Below are 17,682 nucleotides of genomic sequence, written 5' to 3'. Positions count from 1 at the left end.
CTTCGCATGGCCGTGATTCATTACGGCAAGCCGCCCACCCACCACCCGCCGCCGCGCGCTCACGCCCTTCCAGGAACACGCTCCTCGGCCGCACCCCACCCCACCGCAACACCGCCCGTCAGACGATCGCCTACTCCGGCTCCACGCGCGAGACACCCACTACGGCCGTGAGCGGTCGCCCCGTCGCTCTCCCGGGTGCGAACGCCGAGCCGTGACTCGATGCCACCGCGCACCCGCCTCACCGGATGGGTAGGTCAGGGGCGGTTCTTCGGGTGGGCGACCGAGCCTCGGCCTCTCAGGGTGGGTTGCTGGACGACCCGGCGGCGGCGGGTGGCGCCGTCGGCCGTGGCCGCCATCAGGCGGACCGCCGCACGCACTATGCCGTCGATGTTCCAGTCGACGGTCGTGAGCCCGGGGGTCAGGAGGCCGGACATCGGATGGTCGTCGTAGCCCATCACCGACACGTCGCCGGGAATGGACAGCCCGAGTTCGGCCGCGGCAGCGTACACGCCGTAGGCGATCGTGTCGGAGAAGCAGAAGACGGCGCTGTGCCGCTCGTCGCCCAGGAGGCGGCGGGCCACCTCGGTCGCGGCCCCCAGCTCGTGAAGGGCCGTGACGACGTCGATGTCGAGCCCGAGCCGGTCGGCCTCGGCGATCACGTGGACGTCGGCGGGCCGGTCGGGCGTGCTGGCCCGGGTCGGGGTGAGGACGGCGATGCGGGTGTGGCCGTGGCTCCGGAGGTGTTCGAGGGCGAGCGTCACCCCGCGCCGGTTGTCGAAGACGACCTCGGCCGCCGTGCCCGCCAGCGAGTCGCCGATGGACACCACCGGCAGGGATTCGCACAGATCCGGCCAGAACTCGGCCGCCGGATCGACCGGCTGCACGATCAGGCCGTCGACCCGCTGGTCGCGGAGTTGCTGGGCCAGGGCCCGCTCACGGGCCGGATCGCCGACGGCGTCCAGGATCAGGGCATAGCGGTCCTTCTCCCGCAGCCCTCTGCTGATGCCCACGGCCAGGGACTGCTGCCACAGGTCTTCGAGCGACCCGCACAGCACCCCGATCATGCCGGTGCGCCCGCTGGCCAGCGCTCTGGCGATGGGGTCGGCCTCGTAGCCCAGCTCGGCGGCCGCGGCCTTGACCCGCTCCATGGTCTCCTCGGAGACCTGCATCCCCCGCAGTGCGTAGGAGACAGCCGCCGGTGACAGACCTGTGGCCTGCGCCACTTCCTTGATGGTCGCTCGCTTGCGTGGCACCACGTCAGCCTATGCGTTCCCACCGACAGAAACCTGTGGCCTCACCACACCTGGCCAGTAAGGAACACCACATATATTCCATTTCCCGCAACCTAAAACCGTCAGAGCCCTGGGCGCGCACCCCGACCGACCACTGCCGCCCTCGACCCTCGATGCACGCGGACCGACGGGGCCGGCACCTCGGGATCGTGCCGCACCGCGAGGAGGACCGGGGTCCACGTGGACCGGCCGCAGGTCCGCCGGTGTCACAGGTGCCTGGAAACGTTGACATCACCATAGGTGAAGCGGTTCACTGAATCGCATCACTGAAACGGTTCACAGAGATGGATTCCCTGCACGAGGCGTTTACCTATAATCTCTGTAGGAAATAGAGGGAGGCATGGCCCGTGAGCATCGACGTACACCAGCACCTGTGGACCGATTCCTTCGTCGAAGCCCTGCGCGCCCGCACCGCCCCACCCCGCCTCGACGGCTGGACGCTCCTCCTATACGGCGAGCCTCCGTACCAGGTCGATCCCGCCTCCCACGACCCCGCCACCCGCGAGACCGGCGACCTCGCGCTGGTGTCCCTGTCCAGCCCGCTCGGCATAGAGACGCTGCCGCCGGAGGAGTCCTGGCCGCTGATCGACGCCTACCACGACGGCGCGCTCGCCCTCCCCGGCCGGTTCGGCGCGTGGGCCGCCACCTGCCACAGCGAGATCGACCCCGCCCGCCTGGCCAAGGACCTCGACCGAGGCTTCGCCGGACTCCAGATCCCCGCCACGGCCGACCCGGACGACCGCCTGCTCGACCTGCTGGCCGAACGCGACCTGCCGCTGTTCGTCCACCCCGGCCCCGCCGTCGGCGAACCCGGCCGCCCGGGGTGGTGGCCCGCGCTGGTGCCGTACGTCCAGCAGATGCACGCCGCGTGGCATCACTTCCACTCCGTCGTACGGCCGAGGCACCCTCGGCTGCGCGTGTGCTTCGCGCTCCTCGCCGGGCTGGCGCCGCTCCACTCGGAACGGCTGATCGCCAGGGGCGGGCAGGGCAGAGGCCTGGTCGATCCGGACTGTTTCGTGGAGACCTCCAGTTACGGCCCCCGGGCGATCGACGCGATCGTCCGCGAACTCGGCGTCGACGTGGTGGTCAACGGCTCCGACGCCCCCTACGCCACCGCGCCGGACCCCGGTCTCGGCGGCGCGGCCGCCCACGCCATCCGTGTCACCAACCCCCGTCGTCTACTCGGTAGAAAGGAGAACCGCACGTGAGCGCGCCAACCCAGACAAAGGACGGGGGCACCTGCACCCTCAGCATCTCCCCGGACCCCTCCCGGACCCCTCTCCAGGACGGCGCCGCCGCCGACACCGTGCCGGCGGGCGGCGTGTGCGCGGGGCTTCCGGAGCGGGCGCTGGATCGGCGGGAGCTCAGGAGGCTGGTGGACGACCTGGCCGCCAATCCGCACGAGTGGCAGGACGAGGTGGACTTCCCCGCCGAGGGCGGCCGCCACTACGCCTCTCTCTACCGCGACGCCTACGTGGATGTGTGGCTGCTGTGCTGGCGTCCGGAGGACGACACGGGCTGGCACGACCATGACATCTCCTCCGGCGCCGTCCACGTGGTGCAGGGGGCGCTGCTGGAGTGCAATCCCCGCATCGGCGGCGAGCACCTGGAGACGGTGGTGGCCGAGGGCCAGTCGTTCTCGTTCGGTCCCGACCACATCCACCGGCTCAACGGCGCCACGAGCCAGAGCGTGTCGATCCACGCGTACTCGCCGCCACTGTGGCGCCTCGGCCAGTACTCGATCGACGACACGGGCGTGATGCGCCGTGTCTCGGTCAGCTACGCCGACGAGCTACGCCCCCTCGACACGGCCGCCGAAGTCGCCTGAGCCGACCGGCCCCGGCCGGGGGCGACCCGGACGGCGGTCGCCGGAGTGCGGGCCGGTCAGCGGTCGCCGGCGACCGCTCGGCACATGCCGGGGTCGTCGCAGAACGCGCCGTCGATCCCCTGGTCCAGAAGGGTGCGCAGCCAGCCCGTCACGTTCCCGGTCGCGCGCGGGTACGCCGGGCTCGCCGGATCACCCATCCGGTAGGCCGCAGGCAGGAAGACGTTCTCGTTCCGCACGGTCCACACGTGCACCTTGAGCCCGCGCCGATGCGCGTCCGCGACGAGCGTCGTCGGGACGCCGTCGTCGGGCACCACGCGCCGTGTGTCCACCCCGACCCCGTCGGCGTACTCGGCGACCTCGCGCAGCCCCTCCGGTTTGACCATGTCGTCGTAGGTGCGCGGGTCCCCTGCGGCCGTCCAGTCGTACGGCCGGCCGCCGTACGTGATGAGCTGGATCAGCGGCAGCCGGGTACGCTCGCGCAGCCACCGCAGGTTGGCGGTCTCGAAGGACTGGATGTACGCCTTGCGCACCCGGTGCCGGTCGAGGATCTCCAGCAGCGGCTCCTCCAGCGAGAGCCCGATGGAGTCGAAGTAGGAGGGGTGCTTGGTCTCCGGATACACCCCGACCCGATGTTTCCGAGCAAGCTCCACGACTTCCTCGAAGGTCGGGATCTGTGCGAGGCCGTCGAACGCCGTGTTCCCCGGCCGCACCTCCGGGATCCGCTCCTTGGCCCGCAGCGTCTTCAGCTCGGCCAGCGTGAAGTCCTCGGTGAACCACCCCGTGATCGGCCGCCCGTCCACCGTCTTGGTGGTCCGGCGCCCGGCGAACTCCGGCCGCGCCGCCACGTCCGTGGTGCCGCCGATCTCGTTCTCGTGCCGGGCGACCAGTACATGGTCCTTGGTGGAGACGAGGTCGGGTTCGATGTAGTCGGCCCCCAGGGCGATGGCCGCCTCATAGGACAGCAGCGTGTGCTCGGGCCGGATAGCGCTCGCGCCGCGATGGGCGATGACGGCGGGATCCCGGTCGTCTTGGGCGAGGACGGGTTCGGGTTGCATCAGCACGACGGCGACCGTAACAGCGGCGAGTAACCTGCGTATCACCATGAACGCAGGCTAAAACGAGTTAGTTACGCGAAGGAATACAACAAGTAGAGCATGCTTCAACATCCGGCAGTGTCACCCAGAGGCAGCAGGTCCTGCGGAAGTACCCGTCCTCCGTCGGCCGGACCAGCCCGTCCACGGGCTTGCCGACCTCGCGCAGCAGCCGCATGTAGTCGCCCTTGACGACCTTGGTCAGCGGGTGCGCCATCGCCTCGGCGGTCGAGCCCCACAGCGTCCTCGGGCCGACCTTGGCCATGCCGCTGAGCACCTTGACGATCGGCTCCTGCGACTCGGCGAGTGCCGCGCCGATCGCGGCCGCGCCGGTCTCCCAGCTGATCCGCGAGGCGCCGAGGGAGATCCCGGTGGCGGTCTCCCTGAAGTAGGTGTCCCGGAACTTCATGATCGGGATGCGCCCGTCGAGTGCCCACCCGAGCGCCATGGGGAAGGTATGCCAGTAGCCGTACGCCTTCCACAGCAGCGCCGCGCCGACGTGGCGCGGGGCGTTCCACCGTCCGGCCGTGCGCTCGACCAGCCGGTCGAGCAGCGTGTACGGTGCCCGGACGAGTTCGGCCACGGGCGTCCACCCGGAGTCCGGCGTGATCACCAGCGAGGGCTCGACGCCGATCGCGCCGTCCCGCGCGTCGGACACGCGCTGAAGCACCTCTGCAAGCACCGGACGACCCCCTATAGGTAAGCCTAACCTAAGATAGCAGGTCGCCTCGCGAACCATCCCGGCATACCCCATGACAACGTTGTCTCGGTCGGCGATGATCGCAGCGTGAGACCGACGATGAAGGACGTCGCCTCGGCCGCCGGGGTCGCGCTCAAGACCGTCTCCCGCGTGGTCAACGGGGAGCCGGGCGTCCACCCGGCCACCGCCGAGCGGGTGCGCGCGGCCATCGACGCGCTCGGCTACAGCCGCAACGAGAGCGCCCGGATGCTGCGCCGGGGCAGGACCGCCACGGTGGGGCTGGTCATCGAGGACATCGCCGACCCGTTCTACTCGGGTCTCGGCCGGGCGGTCGAGCAGGTGGCGATCGACCACGGCTGCCTGCTGCTCAGCGGCTCATCGGGCGAGGACCCGGCGCGGGAACGCGAGCTGGTGCGCACGTTCTGCGCCCGCCGCGTGGACGGCCTCATCGTGGTCCCCGCCGGAGACGACCACTCCTACCTGCGGCCGGAGCTGGACGCGGGCACGCCCGCGGTCTTCGTCGACCGCCCGCCCGGCCCGGGGATCGACGTGGACACCGTCCTGTGCGACAACGCGGGCGGCGCCGAGCGGGCGGTCGGCCACCTGCTGTCGTACGGTCACCGCCGCATCGCCTTCCTCGGCGACAGCCCGTCGATCTTCACCGCCGCCGAGCGGCTGGCGGGCTACCGCAGGGCGCTCGGCGGGCTCTTCGACGAGCGGCTGGTGGTGATGCGCCCGCCGGGCCTCGGCGGCGTCCGCGCCGACCTGGAGCGCCTGCTGGGCGGGGAGGCGCCGCCGACGGCGGTGTTCACCGGCAACGGCCGTCTCACGGTGGCGACGCTGCGGGCGCTGGCGGGACGGCGGCTGGCCCTGGTGGGCTTCGACGACTTCGAGCTGGCCGATCTGCTGTCGCCGGGCGTGACGGTGGTGGCCCAGGATCCGGCCGGGCTGGGCAGGGTGGCGACCGAGCGGCTGTTCAGCCGCCTGCGCGGCGACCGGGGGCCCGCCCAGCACATGCAACTCCCCGTCCGGCTCATCCCCCGGGGCTCCGGCGAACTCCCCCCAGAGTGACAAAGCAGGCTTGCCGTACAAAGCGGACTCCAGGGGGACGTGTGGTCCTTTACACTCGCACCGCCCTCGGAGACGCAGTCGTCACGGGACAGGTATAGTCGAGATCATTCGTTCAGCACAAGTGTTCAGGGAGCGCGGGCGTGAATGCAGAGACCGAGGCCCGTTTCCCGCACCAGCTGATGTACGCGGCCGCCAAGCAGTACTACCTGGAGGATGCCACCCAGGCCCAGGTCGCCACCAGTCTCGGTGTCAGCAGGGCCACCGTGAGCCGCCTGCTCACCGAGGCCCGCCGCCAGGGAATCGTCGAGATCAGGGTCAACCGTCCCGAGTCGGTCGAGGACGAACCGCTCGCCGTCGAGCTGGCCCAGGCGCTCGGACTGCGCCGCGTCTACCTCGCACCCAAGGTCAGCGGCCCGGCGCTGGGCCCGTGGCTGGCCCCGGAGCTGGCCCGCGCCCTGCGCGCGGGCGGCCTCGCGGCGGGCGACGTGGTGCTGGTCTCCTCGGGCAGCACCGTCTACGAGTGCGCCCGCGAAGGGCTCGGCCGGTTCCCCGGCGTGACGATCGTGCCCGCCGTCGGCGGCCAGGAGGAGCCGCAGCCCTGGTTCCAAACCAACGAGACCACCCGCATCCTGGCAGAACGCGTCGGCGGCGTCCCCAGCTACCTGTACGCGCCCGCCCTCCCGGGCCCCGAGCTGTTCTACTCCCTCCAGCACGAGCCGTCGGTCCGCCGGGTCATGGACCTGTGGGCCCAGGCCAAGTGCGCGATCATGGGCGTCGGCTCGGCGCCGCTGATGCGCCAGGTCGTGCCCGCCTTCGTGCCCCGCGACGCCTCCAGCCTGCACGCGGCCGTCGGTGACGTATGCTCGCGTTTCTACGACCGCGAGGGCGAGCCGGTGGGCTACCCGGGCAGCGAGCGACTGGTCGCCGTCAGCGCCGAGGAACTGCGGCGGGTGCCCCACTCGATCGCGGTCGCCGTGGGTGCTGAGAAGGCGGCCTCCATCGTCGCCGCGGTCAGGGGCGGCTACTTCAACCACCTGGTCACGGACACTCCCACCGCCGAGAGCATTATGGCGCTCGTCTGAAATTCTGCTCTGGACATATGTTCCGACCTGGCGTTACCGTGAAGCGCATCACAGGACGGAGGACGCCGTGAGACGAACACTGACGGCTGCACTGGCGGTGGCTCTACTGAGCGCTTGCGGCAGCAACACCGCCTCCACAGAAGGCTCCAGCGGCAACAGCGGCGGCGGCGAGGGCGCCAAGGTCGCCTTCCTCATGCCGGACCTGGCCTCGACCAGGTACGAACAGGCCGACGCGCCGATGTTCAAGGCCAAGATGAAGGAGCTGTGCCCCAGCTGCGAGGTCATCTACCAGAACGCCGACGCCGACGCGGCCAAGCAGCAGCAACAGGCGAACTCGGCGATGGCGCAGGGCGTCAAGGCCATCGTGCTCGACCCGGTCGACTCGGCCGCGGCCGCCACGATCGTCAAGTCCGCGCAGTCGCAGCAGATCCCCATCATCTCCTATGACCGGCCGATCCCCGCGACCCCGGCCGACTACTACGTCTCCTTCGACAACGAGAAGCTCGGCGCGTTGATCGGCCAGTCGCTGGTCGACCACCTGAAGAAGGAGAACGCCAAGGGCGGCATCCTCCAGGTCAACGGCTCGCCCACCGACGCGGCCGCCGGTCTGATCAAGAAGGGCATCCACAGCGCGGTGGACCCGAGCGGGTTCAAGCTGCTGGCCGAGTACGACACCCCCGACTGGCAGCCGGAGAAGGCCCAGCAGTGGGTCAGCGGCCAGATCAACCAGTTCCGCGACCAGATCGCCGGAGTCGTGGCCGCCAACGACGGCACCGGCGGCGGCACCATCGCGGCCTTCAAGGCGGCGGGCGCGAAGGTGCCGCCGGTGACGGGCAACGACGCGGAGACCGCGGCGGCCCAGCGCATCATCAGCGGCGACCAGTACAACACCATCTCCAAGCCGATCAAGATCGTCGCAGAGGCCGCGGCCGTCGTCGCCTGGGAGTTCGTGCAGGGCAAGAAGCCCGCGGGCAAGGCCACCCTGTACGACACGCCGTCCGAGCTGTTCGTGCCGACCGTGGTGACCAAGGAGAACATCAAGGAGGTGCTCTTCGACAGCGGCCTGATGAAGGCCGCCGACGTGTGCACCGGCTCCTTCGCCGAGGGCTGCACAGAACTGGGCATCAAGTAACGATGTCCCCGATCCTCTCCCTGCGCGGGATCAGCAAGACGTTCGGCGCCGTCAACGCGCTCACCGACGTCGACCTGGACGTGTCGGCAGGCCAGGTCGTCGCCGTGGTCGGCGACAACGGCGCGGGCAAGTCCACCCTGGTCAAGGTGCTGTCCGGGGTCCATCCCCAGACCTCGGGCACGATCACCTTCGGCGGGCAGGAGGTGGACGTCCCCTCCCCCGCCGTCGCGCAGCGACTCGGGATCGCCACCGTCTTCCAGGATCTCGCGCTCTGCGAGAACCTCAACGTGATCGAGAACCTCTTCCTCGGTCAGGAACTGCGTCCGTTCCGGCTCGACGACGTGGCCATGGAGACCCGCTCGCACGAGCTGCTCAAGCAGCTCTCCGCGAAGATCCCGAACGTCCGCGCGCCGATCGCCGGGCTGTCCGGCGGCCAGCGGCAGACCGTCGCCATCGCCCGGTCACTGCTGGGCGACCCGAAGATCATCATCCTGGACGAGCCCACGGCCGCGCTGGGCGTCGCCCAGACCGCCGAGGTGCTCAACCTGGTCGAACGCCTTCGGGAGAACGGCCTGGGCGTCATCATGATCAGCCACAACATGGCCGACGTGAAGGCGGTGGCCGACACCGTCGCGGTGCTGCGGCTGGGCCGCAACAACGGGCTCTTCGCCGTGGACGAGGTCTCGGCCGAGGACATCGTCGCGGCCATCACCGGCGCGACGGACAACGTGGTGAGCAGAAGGGCGGCCCGCTCATGACCCTCCAGGCAGCGCCGGTCCGCGACAGCGGCCTGCGGGGCGCACTGACCGGCACCCTCGACCGGGCCAAGGGCGGCGACCTCGGCGTGATGCCCGTGGTGATCGGGCTGATCGTCATCTGGACCGTCTTCCAGGTGCTCAACCCGGTCTTCCTGTCCAGCCGCAACCTGGTCGACCTGACCATGGACTCCGCGCCGGTCGGCATCATCGCCCTCGGCGTCGTGTGCGTGCTGCTGGTCGGCCAGATCGACCTGTCCGTCGGCTCGGTCAGCGGGCTGTCGGCCGCCGTCCTCGCCGTCCTGTTCGTCGGCCAGGAGATGCCGGTATGGCTGGCCATCGGCGCCTCCGTGCTGCTCGGCATGGCGATCGGGTACGCGTACGCGCAGTTGTACAACCGCTTCGGGGTGCCGAGCTTCGTCATCACGCTGGCGGGCCTGCTCGCCTTCCAGGGCCTGCAGTTGTACGTCCTGGGCGACAAGGGCGCGATCAACCTGCCCTTCGACTCCGGCCTGGTGAACTTCGCCCAGCTCGACTTCCTGCCGCCCTGGCTGTCGTACGCGCTCGTGCTCGTCACGGCGGGCGGGCTGTTCGCCACCGGATTCCTGCACGCCCGCGCCCGCCGCGACGCCGGGCTGCCCGCCAGGGGCGTGTCCGGACTGGCGCTGCGGAGCCTCGCGCTGCTCGTCGTACTCGGCGGCGTCGTCTGGTATCTGAACCAGACCCGTGGTGTCGGCTGGATGTTCGTGCTGTTCGTGGCGATGGTGCTGGTCATGCACTATCTGCTGTCCCGCACCAAGTGGGGCAAGTCCGTGTACGCCGTCGGCGGCAACGTCGAGGCGGCCCGCCGCGCCGCGATCAACGTGAAGGCCACGTTCACCTCCGTCTTCATCCTGTGCAGCACGTTCGCGGCCGTCGGCGGCATCCTCGCGGCGGCCCGGCTGGCCGCGGCCAACCAGAGCAGCGGCGGCGGCGACGTCAACCTCAACGCCATCGCGGCCGCGGTCATCGGCGGCACCAGCCTGTTCGGCGGGCGCGGCACCGCGTTCGGCGCGCTGCTCGGCATCGTGGTCATCCAGTCCATCTCCAGCGGCCTCACGCTGCTGAACCTGGACTCCTCGATCCGTTTCATGGTCACCGGCGCGGTCCTGCTGCTCGCGGTGATCGTGGACTCCGTCGCCCGCAAGTCCCGCACCTCGCACGGCAGGGCCTGATGGCGGCCATCTGCGTGGACGCCGGAACCACCCTGATCAAGGCGGTCGGGTACGGCTCCGACGGCACCGAACTCGCCGTGGCCAGGCGAGCGGCCACCGTGTCCAGACCCGCGCCCGGCCACGCCGAGCAGGACATGGAGGCGGTCTGGACGGCGGTGCGCGAGGTCGTCGCCGAGGTCGCGGCGCGGCTGGACGAAGTCGACTTCGTCGCCGTCACCGCGCAGGGCGACGGCGCCTGGCTGGTCGACGCGGACGGCGAGCCCACCGGCCCGGCCATCCTGTGGAACGACGCCAGGGCGGCGGGCACCGTCGCCGCGTGGAACTCCTCCGGAGTGGTCGCGGAGGCGTTCCGCATCAACGGCTCCACCACGGCCTCCGGGCTGCCGAGCGCGATCCTCGCCTGGCTGTGCGAGCACGACCCGGGCCGCATCACACGCTCGGCCACCGTGCTCAACTGCGGCGGCTGGATCTTCTCCCGGCTCACCGGTGAGCGGGTCACCGACTACTCCGCCTTCACCGACCTGCGCTCCGGCCGCTACTGCGCCGAACTGCTGACGCTGTTCGGCCTGGAGTGGGCCGCCAGGCTGCTGCCGGAACTGCGCACGGACGGCGACCGGGTCAGCCCGCTGACCGCCGACCTGCCCGGGGTCCGGCCCGGGACGCCGGTGGTGCTGGCGCCGTACGACATCGTCGCCACCGCCCTCGGGGCGGGGGCCGTGAGCGACGGGCAGGCGTGCGCGATCCTCGGCACCACGCTCTGCACCGAACTCGTCGTGGACCGGCCGGAACTCGACCGGGCGCCGACCGGCATCACGGTCGCGCTCGGCCGCTCCTACCTGCGTGCCTTCCCCACGTTCGCCGGGACGGAGGTGCTGCACTGGGCCGCCCGCCTGCTCGATGTGGCCGGGCCCGAGGAACTGGGCGAACTGGCCGCGCGCAGCGAACCGGGCGCGGACGGGCTGGTCTTCCTGCCGTACCTGTCCCCGGCGGGCGAGCGCTCGCCGTTCTCCGACCCGCGCGCCAAGGGCGCCTTCCTCGGCCTGTCCTTCGAACACGGCCGCGAACACCTGGCCCGCGCCGTCGTCGAAGGGCTGTCGCTGGTGGTCGCCGACTGCCTGGCCGCCTCCGAGGGACGGCCGCGCGAGCTGCGGCTGTGCGGCGGCGGCGCGGGCAACGCGCTGTGGTCGCAACTCATCGCCGACATCTGCGGCCTGCCCGTGCTGCGCTCCGCCGACGCCGAGGTCGGCGCCAGAGGCGCGTTCCTGACCGGCCTGGTCGCCACGGGCGCGGCGCCGTCCCTTGCGGTCGCGGCGGAGCGCCACGTACGGCTCGGCGACCCCATCGCCCCGGTCTCCCACCCGTTGTCGGCCCGCGACCTCATCGCGCTGCGCAACACCGCCTCGCGCACCTGGCCGACCCTGGCCCACCTGCGGGATCGAACATGAGCGTCTGGATCGGCATCGACCTCGGCACCCAGAGCGTGCGCGCGCTGGCGGTCACCGGCGACGGGCGGGTGCTCGGCGCCGCCTCCCGCCCGCTGGCCAGCTACCGCGACGGCGACCGGCACGAGCAGGACCCGCGCGACTGGTGGCGGCAGCTCGCGGCGGCCTGCTCGCAGGCGCTCGACGGGGTGCCCCCGGCGGAGATCGCGGGCGTGGCCGTGGACGCCACGTCGGGCACGATCCTGCTCACCTCCCCGTACGGGGAACCGCTCACGCCCGCGCTCATGTACGACGACCGCAGGGCCGCCGCCGACCTGGATCGGGTCAACGAGGCCGGGGCCGAGGTGTGGGAACGGCTCGGGTACCGGCGGATGCAGGCGAGCTGGGGGCTGCCCAAGCTGCTGTGGCTCCTGCGCGAAAGCGGGGGCGAAACCGGGGGCACCGCCGTGCGGCTGGCCCACCAGAGCGACTACGTCAACGGGATGCTGACCGGGCACCGTACCGCCACCGACCTGAGCAACGCGCTGAAGACCGGCGTGGACCTGGTCGGCGAGAAGTGGCCGGTGGAGGTCTTCGACGCGCTCGGCGTGCCGTCGTCCGTGCTGCCGGAGGTGGTGCGGCCGGGGGCCCGCATCGGCACGGTGTGCGCGCGGGCGGCGGAGCTGACCGGCATCCCGGCGGGCACCCCTGTGATCGCGGGCACCACCGACGGGTGCGCGGCCCAACTCGGCGCGGGGGTCGTCGAGGTGGGGAGCTGGAACAGCGTCCTCGGCACCACGCTGGTGCTCAAGGGGGTCACCCGCGAGCTTCTGCACGACCCGCTCGGCGTCGTCTACTCCCACCGCGCGCCCGACGGCGGCTGGCTGCCCGGCGGGGCCTCCAGCACCGGCACCGGAGTGCTGTCCACGGCCTTCCCCGGCGCCGACCTCGGCGCGCTGGGCGAGCAGGCGGAGCGGCGCGGACCCTCCGACGCGGTCATCTACCCGCTGGTCTCGCCGGGTGAGCGCTTCCCGTTCAGCGCGCCGGAGGCACGGGCGTTCACGCTCGGCTCGCCTGCGGACGACGTGGAGATCTACGCGGCCGTCCTGCGCGGCGCCGCCTTCGTCGAACGGCTGTGCTTCGACTACCTCGACCTGCTCGGCGCCCCCACCGGGGGCCCGCTCGTCCTCACCGGCGGGGCCAGCAGGAGCGACTACGGCAACCAGTTGCGCGCCGACGTGCTCGGCCGGCCCGTGACGCTGCGCGAGAACGCCGAGCCCGCGCTCGGCATGGCGGCGCTGGCCGCCTCCGCGAACCTCGCCACGACCCGCGCCGTCGTCGAACCCCGCCCGTTCGACCTCGGACCGTACCTGACCTTCGTCGACGAACTGCGCAGGCGCGGCTGGCTCAGCGAGCACGTCGCCGCGCACGCGCGTGAAAGGACCGGCCGATGACCCGGCTGCTGCTCGCCAGGCACGGAGAGAGCGTCTGGCACGACGGCAACCGCTACGCGGGGCGCAGCGACATCGCGCTCACGCCGCGTGGCGAACAGCAGGCGCGCGAGCTGGCCGCCTGGTCGGCGCAGGCCGGGCTGGAGGCCGTGTGGTGCTCGCCGCTCAGCCGCGCCCGCCGTACTGCGCAGGCCAGCGCGGAGGCGGCCGGGGTCGGGCTGAGCGTGGACGAGCGGCTGGTGGAGCTGGACTTCGGGCAGGCCGACGGCCTGACCGCCGCCGAGCAGCGCGAACGCTTCCCCGAGGCGCGCGCCGCCTTCGAGGACGACCCGGCCGCCAACCCGCTGCCCGGCGGGGAGGACCCCGTGAAGGCGGCGGCCCGATTCCTCGCCTGCCTGCGCGAGATCGACGGCGGGCGCGTGCTCGTCGTCGCCCACACCACCGTGATCAGACTCGCCCTGTGCGCGCTCGCCGGGATCCCGCTGGGCGAATACCGGCGGGTCTTCCCCGAACTCGACAACTGCGCGCTCACGGAGATCGACCCGGAGGGCGCGATCATCCGTTACAACTCCCCTATCCAATGGAGCCGTCCGTGACAGTCCGCGTGCTCGCCGCCGGCGACCACTTCGTCCTCAACCGCCTGCTCGTCGATGCCCTGCGCGGGGAGATCCCCGACGGTTTGGACGTCACGGAGCTGACCCTGCCCTGGCCGGTGGTGCCGTTCGGCCGGGTGGGCGAGGTCGAGGAGGCCTCGGACGTCGAGGACGAGCTGATCGAGGCGCTGCGTGGCGTCGAGGTGTGCGTGACCCAGATGGCACCGCTGACCCGCAGGGTGCTCGACGCGGCCAAGGACCTGCGGCTGTTCTGCGTGACCAGGGGCGGGCCGGTCAACGCCAACCTGGCGGCCGCCACCGAGGCGGGGGTGGCCGTCACGTTCGCGCCCGGCCGCAACGCCGTCGCCACCGCCGAGCACACGCTGGCGCTGCTGCTGGCCGCCACGCGCCGGATCCCGCAGACGCACGCCGACCTGGCCGAGGGGGTGTGGCGCGGCGACTACTACGTCTACGACAACGTCGGCCCCGAACTGGAGGGCAGCACGGTCGGGCTGGTCGGGTACGGCGCCATCGGCAGCCGGGTGGCCCGGATGGCGCGCGGATTCGGCGCCGAGGTGCTGGTCCACGACCCGTACGTGGAACTGGACGAGCAGGTGGAGCTGGCGGAACTGCTGGAGCGCAGCCGGTTCCTGTCGCTGCACGCGCGGGCGACGCCGGAGACGGCCGGCATGATCGGCGCGGCCGAGCTGGCGGCGCTGCCGCGCGGGTCGGTGGTGGTGAACTCGGCGCGGGGGGCGCTGCTGGACTACGACGCGCTGTGCGACGCGCTGGAGTCCGGACACCTGTTCGGGGCGGCCGTGGACGTCTTCCCCGAGGAGCCGATCCCGGCCGGGTCGCGGCTGCTGACGACGCGCAACCTGGTGATGACACCGCATCTGGCGGGCGGCAGCAAGCAGACGGCGGCGAACGCAGCCCGCATCGCCGCCGCCGAGGTGGCCCGCTACACACGCGGCGAGCCCCTGCTCCACCTGGCCAACCCGGAGCTACTGTGAACCTCTCCCCCTGAAACCCCCTCCGCCACCCCCATCTCCTCCGCCACCGCCCACCTCCTCCGTCACCCCCCGAAAGCCCTCCCCTCCGTACGAGCGCACCCCCCAAAGCCCTCCCCGTTACGGCCCAGCCGCCCCCACCCCCTTCCGCCGCCGTGGGCCGACGGCCTCCCCGAGCGCCCCTCCTCTGACACCCACCCCACCGCGACGCCGCCCCCTTGACCACCCGAGCGGGACACAGGGCCCCACCGCAACACCACCCCCCAACCACCCGAGCGGGACACAGGGCCCCACCGCAACACCACCCCCCAACCACCCGAGCGGGGCACGGCTTTCAGGACCGGGCCTGCGTTGCAGATATCGGCCCCGACCCACACAGGGTTTCGGACCAAGGCAAGGCCAGACCAGACAGCCAGGCCGAGCCACCCACGGCCAGCACCCCCGCCGGGGTCTCCCCCGACGCCGGACAACGGAAGGCCATCGGCGGACATAGCACCACCTCACAGTGGCCAAGCCAAGCCAGGCCGAGCCAGGCCAGACCAGACCAGACCAGGCCAGGCCAGGCCCCCGCCGGGGTCTCCCTCGGCGCCGGGCGGCGGGGTGGTGGTCGGTGGGCATGGCGCCGACTTACGGTGGTCGAGATGGGCCGGGCGGAGGGGTAAGGGCGGAGTCGTAGCGGTGGTGCGGTGTCAGAGGAGGAGCGTGTTCCTGGAGGCCGTCAGCCCGGTGCGGCGGGTGGCGCTCACTGGGCTTCAGCCGTAACGGATGGTCGTCTGTAGGCTGTAACGGACAGTCATCTGTAGGCGCTTGCCTGGAGCTGGTACAGCTCGGCGTACAGGCCGTTGAGCGACATCAGCGACAGGTGCGTCCCCTGTTCGAGGATTTTGCCGCGTTCCAGGACATAGATCCGGTCCGCGTAGCGCACGCTCGCCAGCCGGTGGGTGATCAGCAGCACCGTGCGCCCCGCCGCATGCGCCCGGATCTGCTCGAACAGCGCATGCTCGGCCCGCGCGTCCAGCGCCGCCGTCGGCTCGTCGCAGATCAACAGCGGCGCGTCGCGATGGAACCCGCGCGCCACCGCGATCCGCTGCCACTGCCCGCCCGACAGCTCCTGCCCGTCCTTGAACCTGCGATCCAGCAGCGTCCGCCACCCATGTGGCAGGTCGGCGACGACCTGGTCGGCCCCCGCCACCCGGGCCGCCGCCTCCAGCGCCTCCTCCCCCTTGTCGTCGCCCATGGTGATGTTGTACCGGGCCGTCAGCGGCCACCTGGTGTGGTCCTGGGCGATCACCGCGGTGCGTGCCCTGACCTCCTCCGGATCGACCTCGCGCAGGTCCAGCCCGTCCCAGGCGACCACGCCCGCGTCCGGTTCGTACAGCCCGGAAAGGATCTTGGCCAGCGTGGTCTTGCCCGACCCGTTCTCCCCCACGAACGCCACCACCTCCCCGTGCCCGATCTCGACCGACACCCCGCGCAACGCCGGGCTGTCCGCGCCCGGATAGGTGAACGTGAGGTCGTCGGCGGTGATCTTCTTGAACGCGGTCGGCGCGGCGGCGGGGCGCGGCTCGTCCAGGCGGCGCTCGGCGTCCTCGCAGAAGTCGATGAAGTCCGTGAAGTACAGTCCCTCCTCATACAGGCGGTTGGTCGCGTACATGAGGTTGGCCAGCGAGTTCTGCCCCTGCCTGATCGCGAGTACGGCGGTGCCCGCCACCGCCAGCGGGATCGACCCCACCGCCAGCAGCACCCCGAGCGCCACGTACACGAGCCCGCTGCCGACGCCGCCGAGCGCCTCGCCGACGATCCGCGTCGTGGTCTGCCTCCTGGCCAGGCGCAGCAGCACCAGCTGCTCGGCCTGCGCCACCGCGTCGTACATGCGCAGCAGGAAGCCCCGCATCGTGAACGAGCGCACCTCGGCCGCCGGCTGCCGGTGGGCCAGCAGCTCCGCGATGATCCACTTGCGGCGACTGGCCGGGACGAGCGAGTAGAGCGTGCTGTAACGCATGCGGGCGCTGCGCACGGCGGCCCACGCGTCGGGCACCACCGCCAGCAGGAGCAGCGGCAGCAGCACCGGGTGCAGCACCCCGAGCACCCCGGCCGCCGCCGCCAGGCCCACTGCCGAGGTCATCGTGTCAATCGCGGTGGCCACCACCCGGTCGGCCGTCTCGACGCCGCGCCTGCGGGCGCGCTGCAGCGCGTCGTGGAAGTCGGGGTCGTCGTAGGTGACCAGCTCGACACGGCTGGTCAGGCCGTACAGCCGCGCCTCCGTGAGCCTGCTCACCTGCGGGTCGAGCCGTGACTGGGCCCAGCCCGCCCCCGCCTGTACGGCGGCCCGCAGCGCCGCCGCCACCGCCACGAGGGCGAGGCTGGGCAGCGCGGCCCGCACCCGCTCCGGCGTGGGCCCTTCGCTGAACAGGGCGGTGAGCACCCCCGTGGTCGCCAGCAGGCCGAAGGCCGTGAAGGCGCCGCCGAGCAGGTTGAGCGAGATCGTCGCGACCGTGTCGCGCGGGCTCGCCCGCCAGGCCATGCCCAGCGCCTGCCCGATGAGGGAGGGCAGGCGCCTGGCGATGGTGAGGAAGCTGACTTCGGACAACTTGTCGGTGTGGGCGTGCCAGCCGGAGAGCGCGATCTCCCCGAGTTCCAATGAGTCTTCGGCCATGCACGCAGTGTGAACTCGGCCACCGACAAACGACGGCCGAGCTGACTCGGAGTGGACTGAGCTGTCACCTCGGCGACAGCACGATCTCCCGTCGGAGGTCATCACAAATGGAGGCAGGCCAGTCTGCGGGTTTCGGTCACGTACTGTCTCGGAGGCCAATACGGTGAGCTACACGACGACTGGCAGCGGACGTTGTGGTCCGGTCACATCGGCGACGGCGGCGATCTCGGCACCCTGATCGGCACACGACGGGTCGCGGCGAAGCGAGCCACGGCCGCCGGGGCGACCCGGGTCGACGGCGAGCGGCAAGAGAAGTGACTTCGCCTGGACGAACGCGCCCTGCCAGGGCACGCAGACCTATCGACCGTGCGTAGTGCTGTTGCCGG

The 17,682-nt window shown here is 71.6% G+C and carries 15 protein-coding genes; 11 read left to right on the top strand and 4 right to left on the bottom strand.

Annotated features, from left to right (window positions below):
* Positions 1-254: 254 nt before the first annotated feature.
* Positions 255-1,253 (bottom strand): LacI family DNA-binding transcriptional regulator, encoded by a 999-nt coding sequence (locus tag ABD120_RS10955; RefSeq protein WP_343949651.1) that lies wholly within the window; start codon positions 1,251-1,253, stop codon positions 255-257.
* Between the two features lie 386 nt (positions 1,254-1,639).
* Between ABD120_RS10955 and ABD120_RS10950 the strand changes: the two genes are divergently transcribed.
* The gene (locus tag ABD120_RS10950; RefSeq protein ID WP_343949650.1) at positions 1,640-2,500 is read left to right on the top strand and encodes an amidohydrolase family protein; all 861 of its coding nucleotides are present in this window, start codon (positions 1,640-1,642) and stop codon (positions 2,498-2,500) included.
* On the top strand, positions 2,497-3,120 hold the full coding sequence (locus tag ABD120_RS10945) for a cysteine dioxygenase (RefSeq protein ID WP_343949649.1): 624 nt from the start codon (positions 2,497-2,499) through the stop codon (positions 3,118-3,120). Before ABD120_RS10950 ends, ABD120_RS10945 begins: the two co-directional genes overlap by 4 nt.
* Positions 3,121-3,176: 56 nt before the next feature.
* Here the strand turns inward: ABD120_RS10945 and ABD120_RS10940 are convergent, their stop codons facing one another.
* Positions 3,177-4,223, bottom strand: coding sequence for a glycerophosphodiester phosphodiesterase (locus ABD120_RS10940; RefSeq protein WP_343949648.1), 1,047 nt, complete (start codon positions 4,221-4,223; stop codon positions 3,177-3,179).
* A gap of 19 nt (positions 4,224-4,242) precedes the next feature.
* On the bottom strand, positions 4,243-4,869 hold the full coding sequence (locus tag ABD120_RS10935; RefSeq protein ID WP_343949647.1) for a (2Fe-2S)-binding protein: 627 nt from the start codon (positions 4,867-4,869) through the stop codon (positions 4,243-4,245).
* A gap of 129 nt (positions 4,870-4,998) precedes the next feature.
* On the opposite strand from ABD120_RS10935, the gene ABD120_RS10930 reads away from it, so the two are divergent.
* From ABD120_RS10930 to ABD120_RS10890, 9 genes are all read left to right on the top strand, one after another.
* Positions 4,999-5,982, top strand: a complete 984-nt coding sequence (locus ABD120_RS10930; protein WP_425563954.1) for a LacI family DNA-binding transcriptional regulator — start codon at positions 4,999-5,001, stop codon at positions 5,980-5,982.
* A 140-nt stretch (positions 5,983-6,122) separates the two neighbouring features.
* Positions 6,123-7,064, top strand: a complete 942-nt coding sequence (locus ABD120_RS10925; protein ID WP_343949646.1) for a sugar-binding transcriptional regulator — start codon at positions 6,123-6,125, stop codon at positions 7,062-7,064.
* A 67-nt stretch (positions 7,065-7,131) separates the two neighbouring features.
* Positions 7,132-8,196 (top strand): substrate-binding domain-containing protein, encoded by a 1,065-nt coding sequence (locus ABD120_RS10920; protein ID WP_343949645.1) that lies wholly within the window; start codon positions 7,132-7,134, stop codon positions 8,194-8,196.
* 2 nt (positions 8,197-8,198) lie between these two features.
* Positions 8,199-8,954, top strand: a complete 756-nt coding sequence (locus ABD120_RS10915) for an ATP-binding cassette domain-containing protein (protein WP_343949643.1) — start codon at positions 8,199-8,201, stop codon at positions 8,952-8,954.
* Complete coding sequence (locus ABD120_RS10910; protein ID WP_343949641.1) at positions 8,951-10,165, top strand: sugar ABC transporter permease; 1,215 nt, start codon at positions 8,951-8,953, stop codon at positions 10,163-10,165. The genes ABD120_RS10915 and ABD120_RS10910 overlap by 4 nt, the downstream gene beginning before the upstream one ends.
* Positions 10,165-11,610: an FGGY family carbohydrate kinase gene (locus tag ABD120_RS10905; protein WP_343949639.1), complete on the top strand. Its 1,446-nt coding sequence runs from the start codon at positions 10,165-10,167 to the stop codon at positions 11,608-11,610. The genes ABD120_RS10910 and ABD120_RS10905 overlap by 1 nt, the downstream gene beginning before the upstream one ends.
* Complete coding sequence (locus ABD120_RS10900; RefSeq protein WP_343949638.1) at positions 11,607-13,040, top strand: FGGY-family carbohydrate kinase; 1,434 nt, start codon at positions 11,607-11,609, stop codon at positions 13,038-13,040. The genes ABD120_RS10905 and ABD120_RS10900 overlap by 4 nt, the downstream gene beginning before the upstream one ends.
* The gene (locus ABD120_RS10895; RefSeq protein ID WP_343949637.1) at positions 13,037-13,633 is read left to right on the top strand and encodes a histidine phosphatase family protein; all 597 of its coding nucleotides are present in this window, start codon (positions 13,037-13,039) and stop codon (positions 13,631-13,633) included. The genes ABD120_RS10900 and ABD120_RS10895 overlap by 4 nt, the downstream gene beginning before the upstream one ends.
* Positions 13,630-14,643, top strand: a complete 1,014-nt coding sequence (locus ABD120_RS10890; protein ID WP_343949636.1) for a 2-hydroxyacid dehydrogenase — start codon at positions 13,630-13,632, stop codon at positions 14,641-14,643. Before ABD120_RS10895 ends, ABD120_RS10890 begins: the two co-directional genes overlap by 4 nt.
* Before the next feature lie 790 nt (positions 14,644-15,433).
* Here the strand turns inward: ABD120_RS10890 and ABD120_RS10885 are convergent.
* Complete coding sequence (locus tag ABD120_RS10885) at positions 15,434-17,296, bottom strand: ABC transporter ATP-binding protein (protein ID WP_343949635.1); 1,863 nt, start codon at positions 17,294-17,296, stop codon at positions 15,434-15,436.
* Positions 17,297-17,682 lie beyond the last annotated feature (386 nt).

It is taken from the genome of Nonomuraea longicatena (genome assembly GCF_039525605.1).
Classification (GTDB): Bacteria; Actinomycetota; Actinomycetes; order Streptosporangiales; family Streptosporangiaceae; genus Nonomuraea; species Nonomuraea longicatena.
This window is presented reverse-complemented; position numbering and strand designations above follow the sequence as displayed.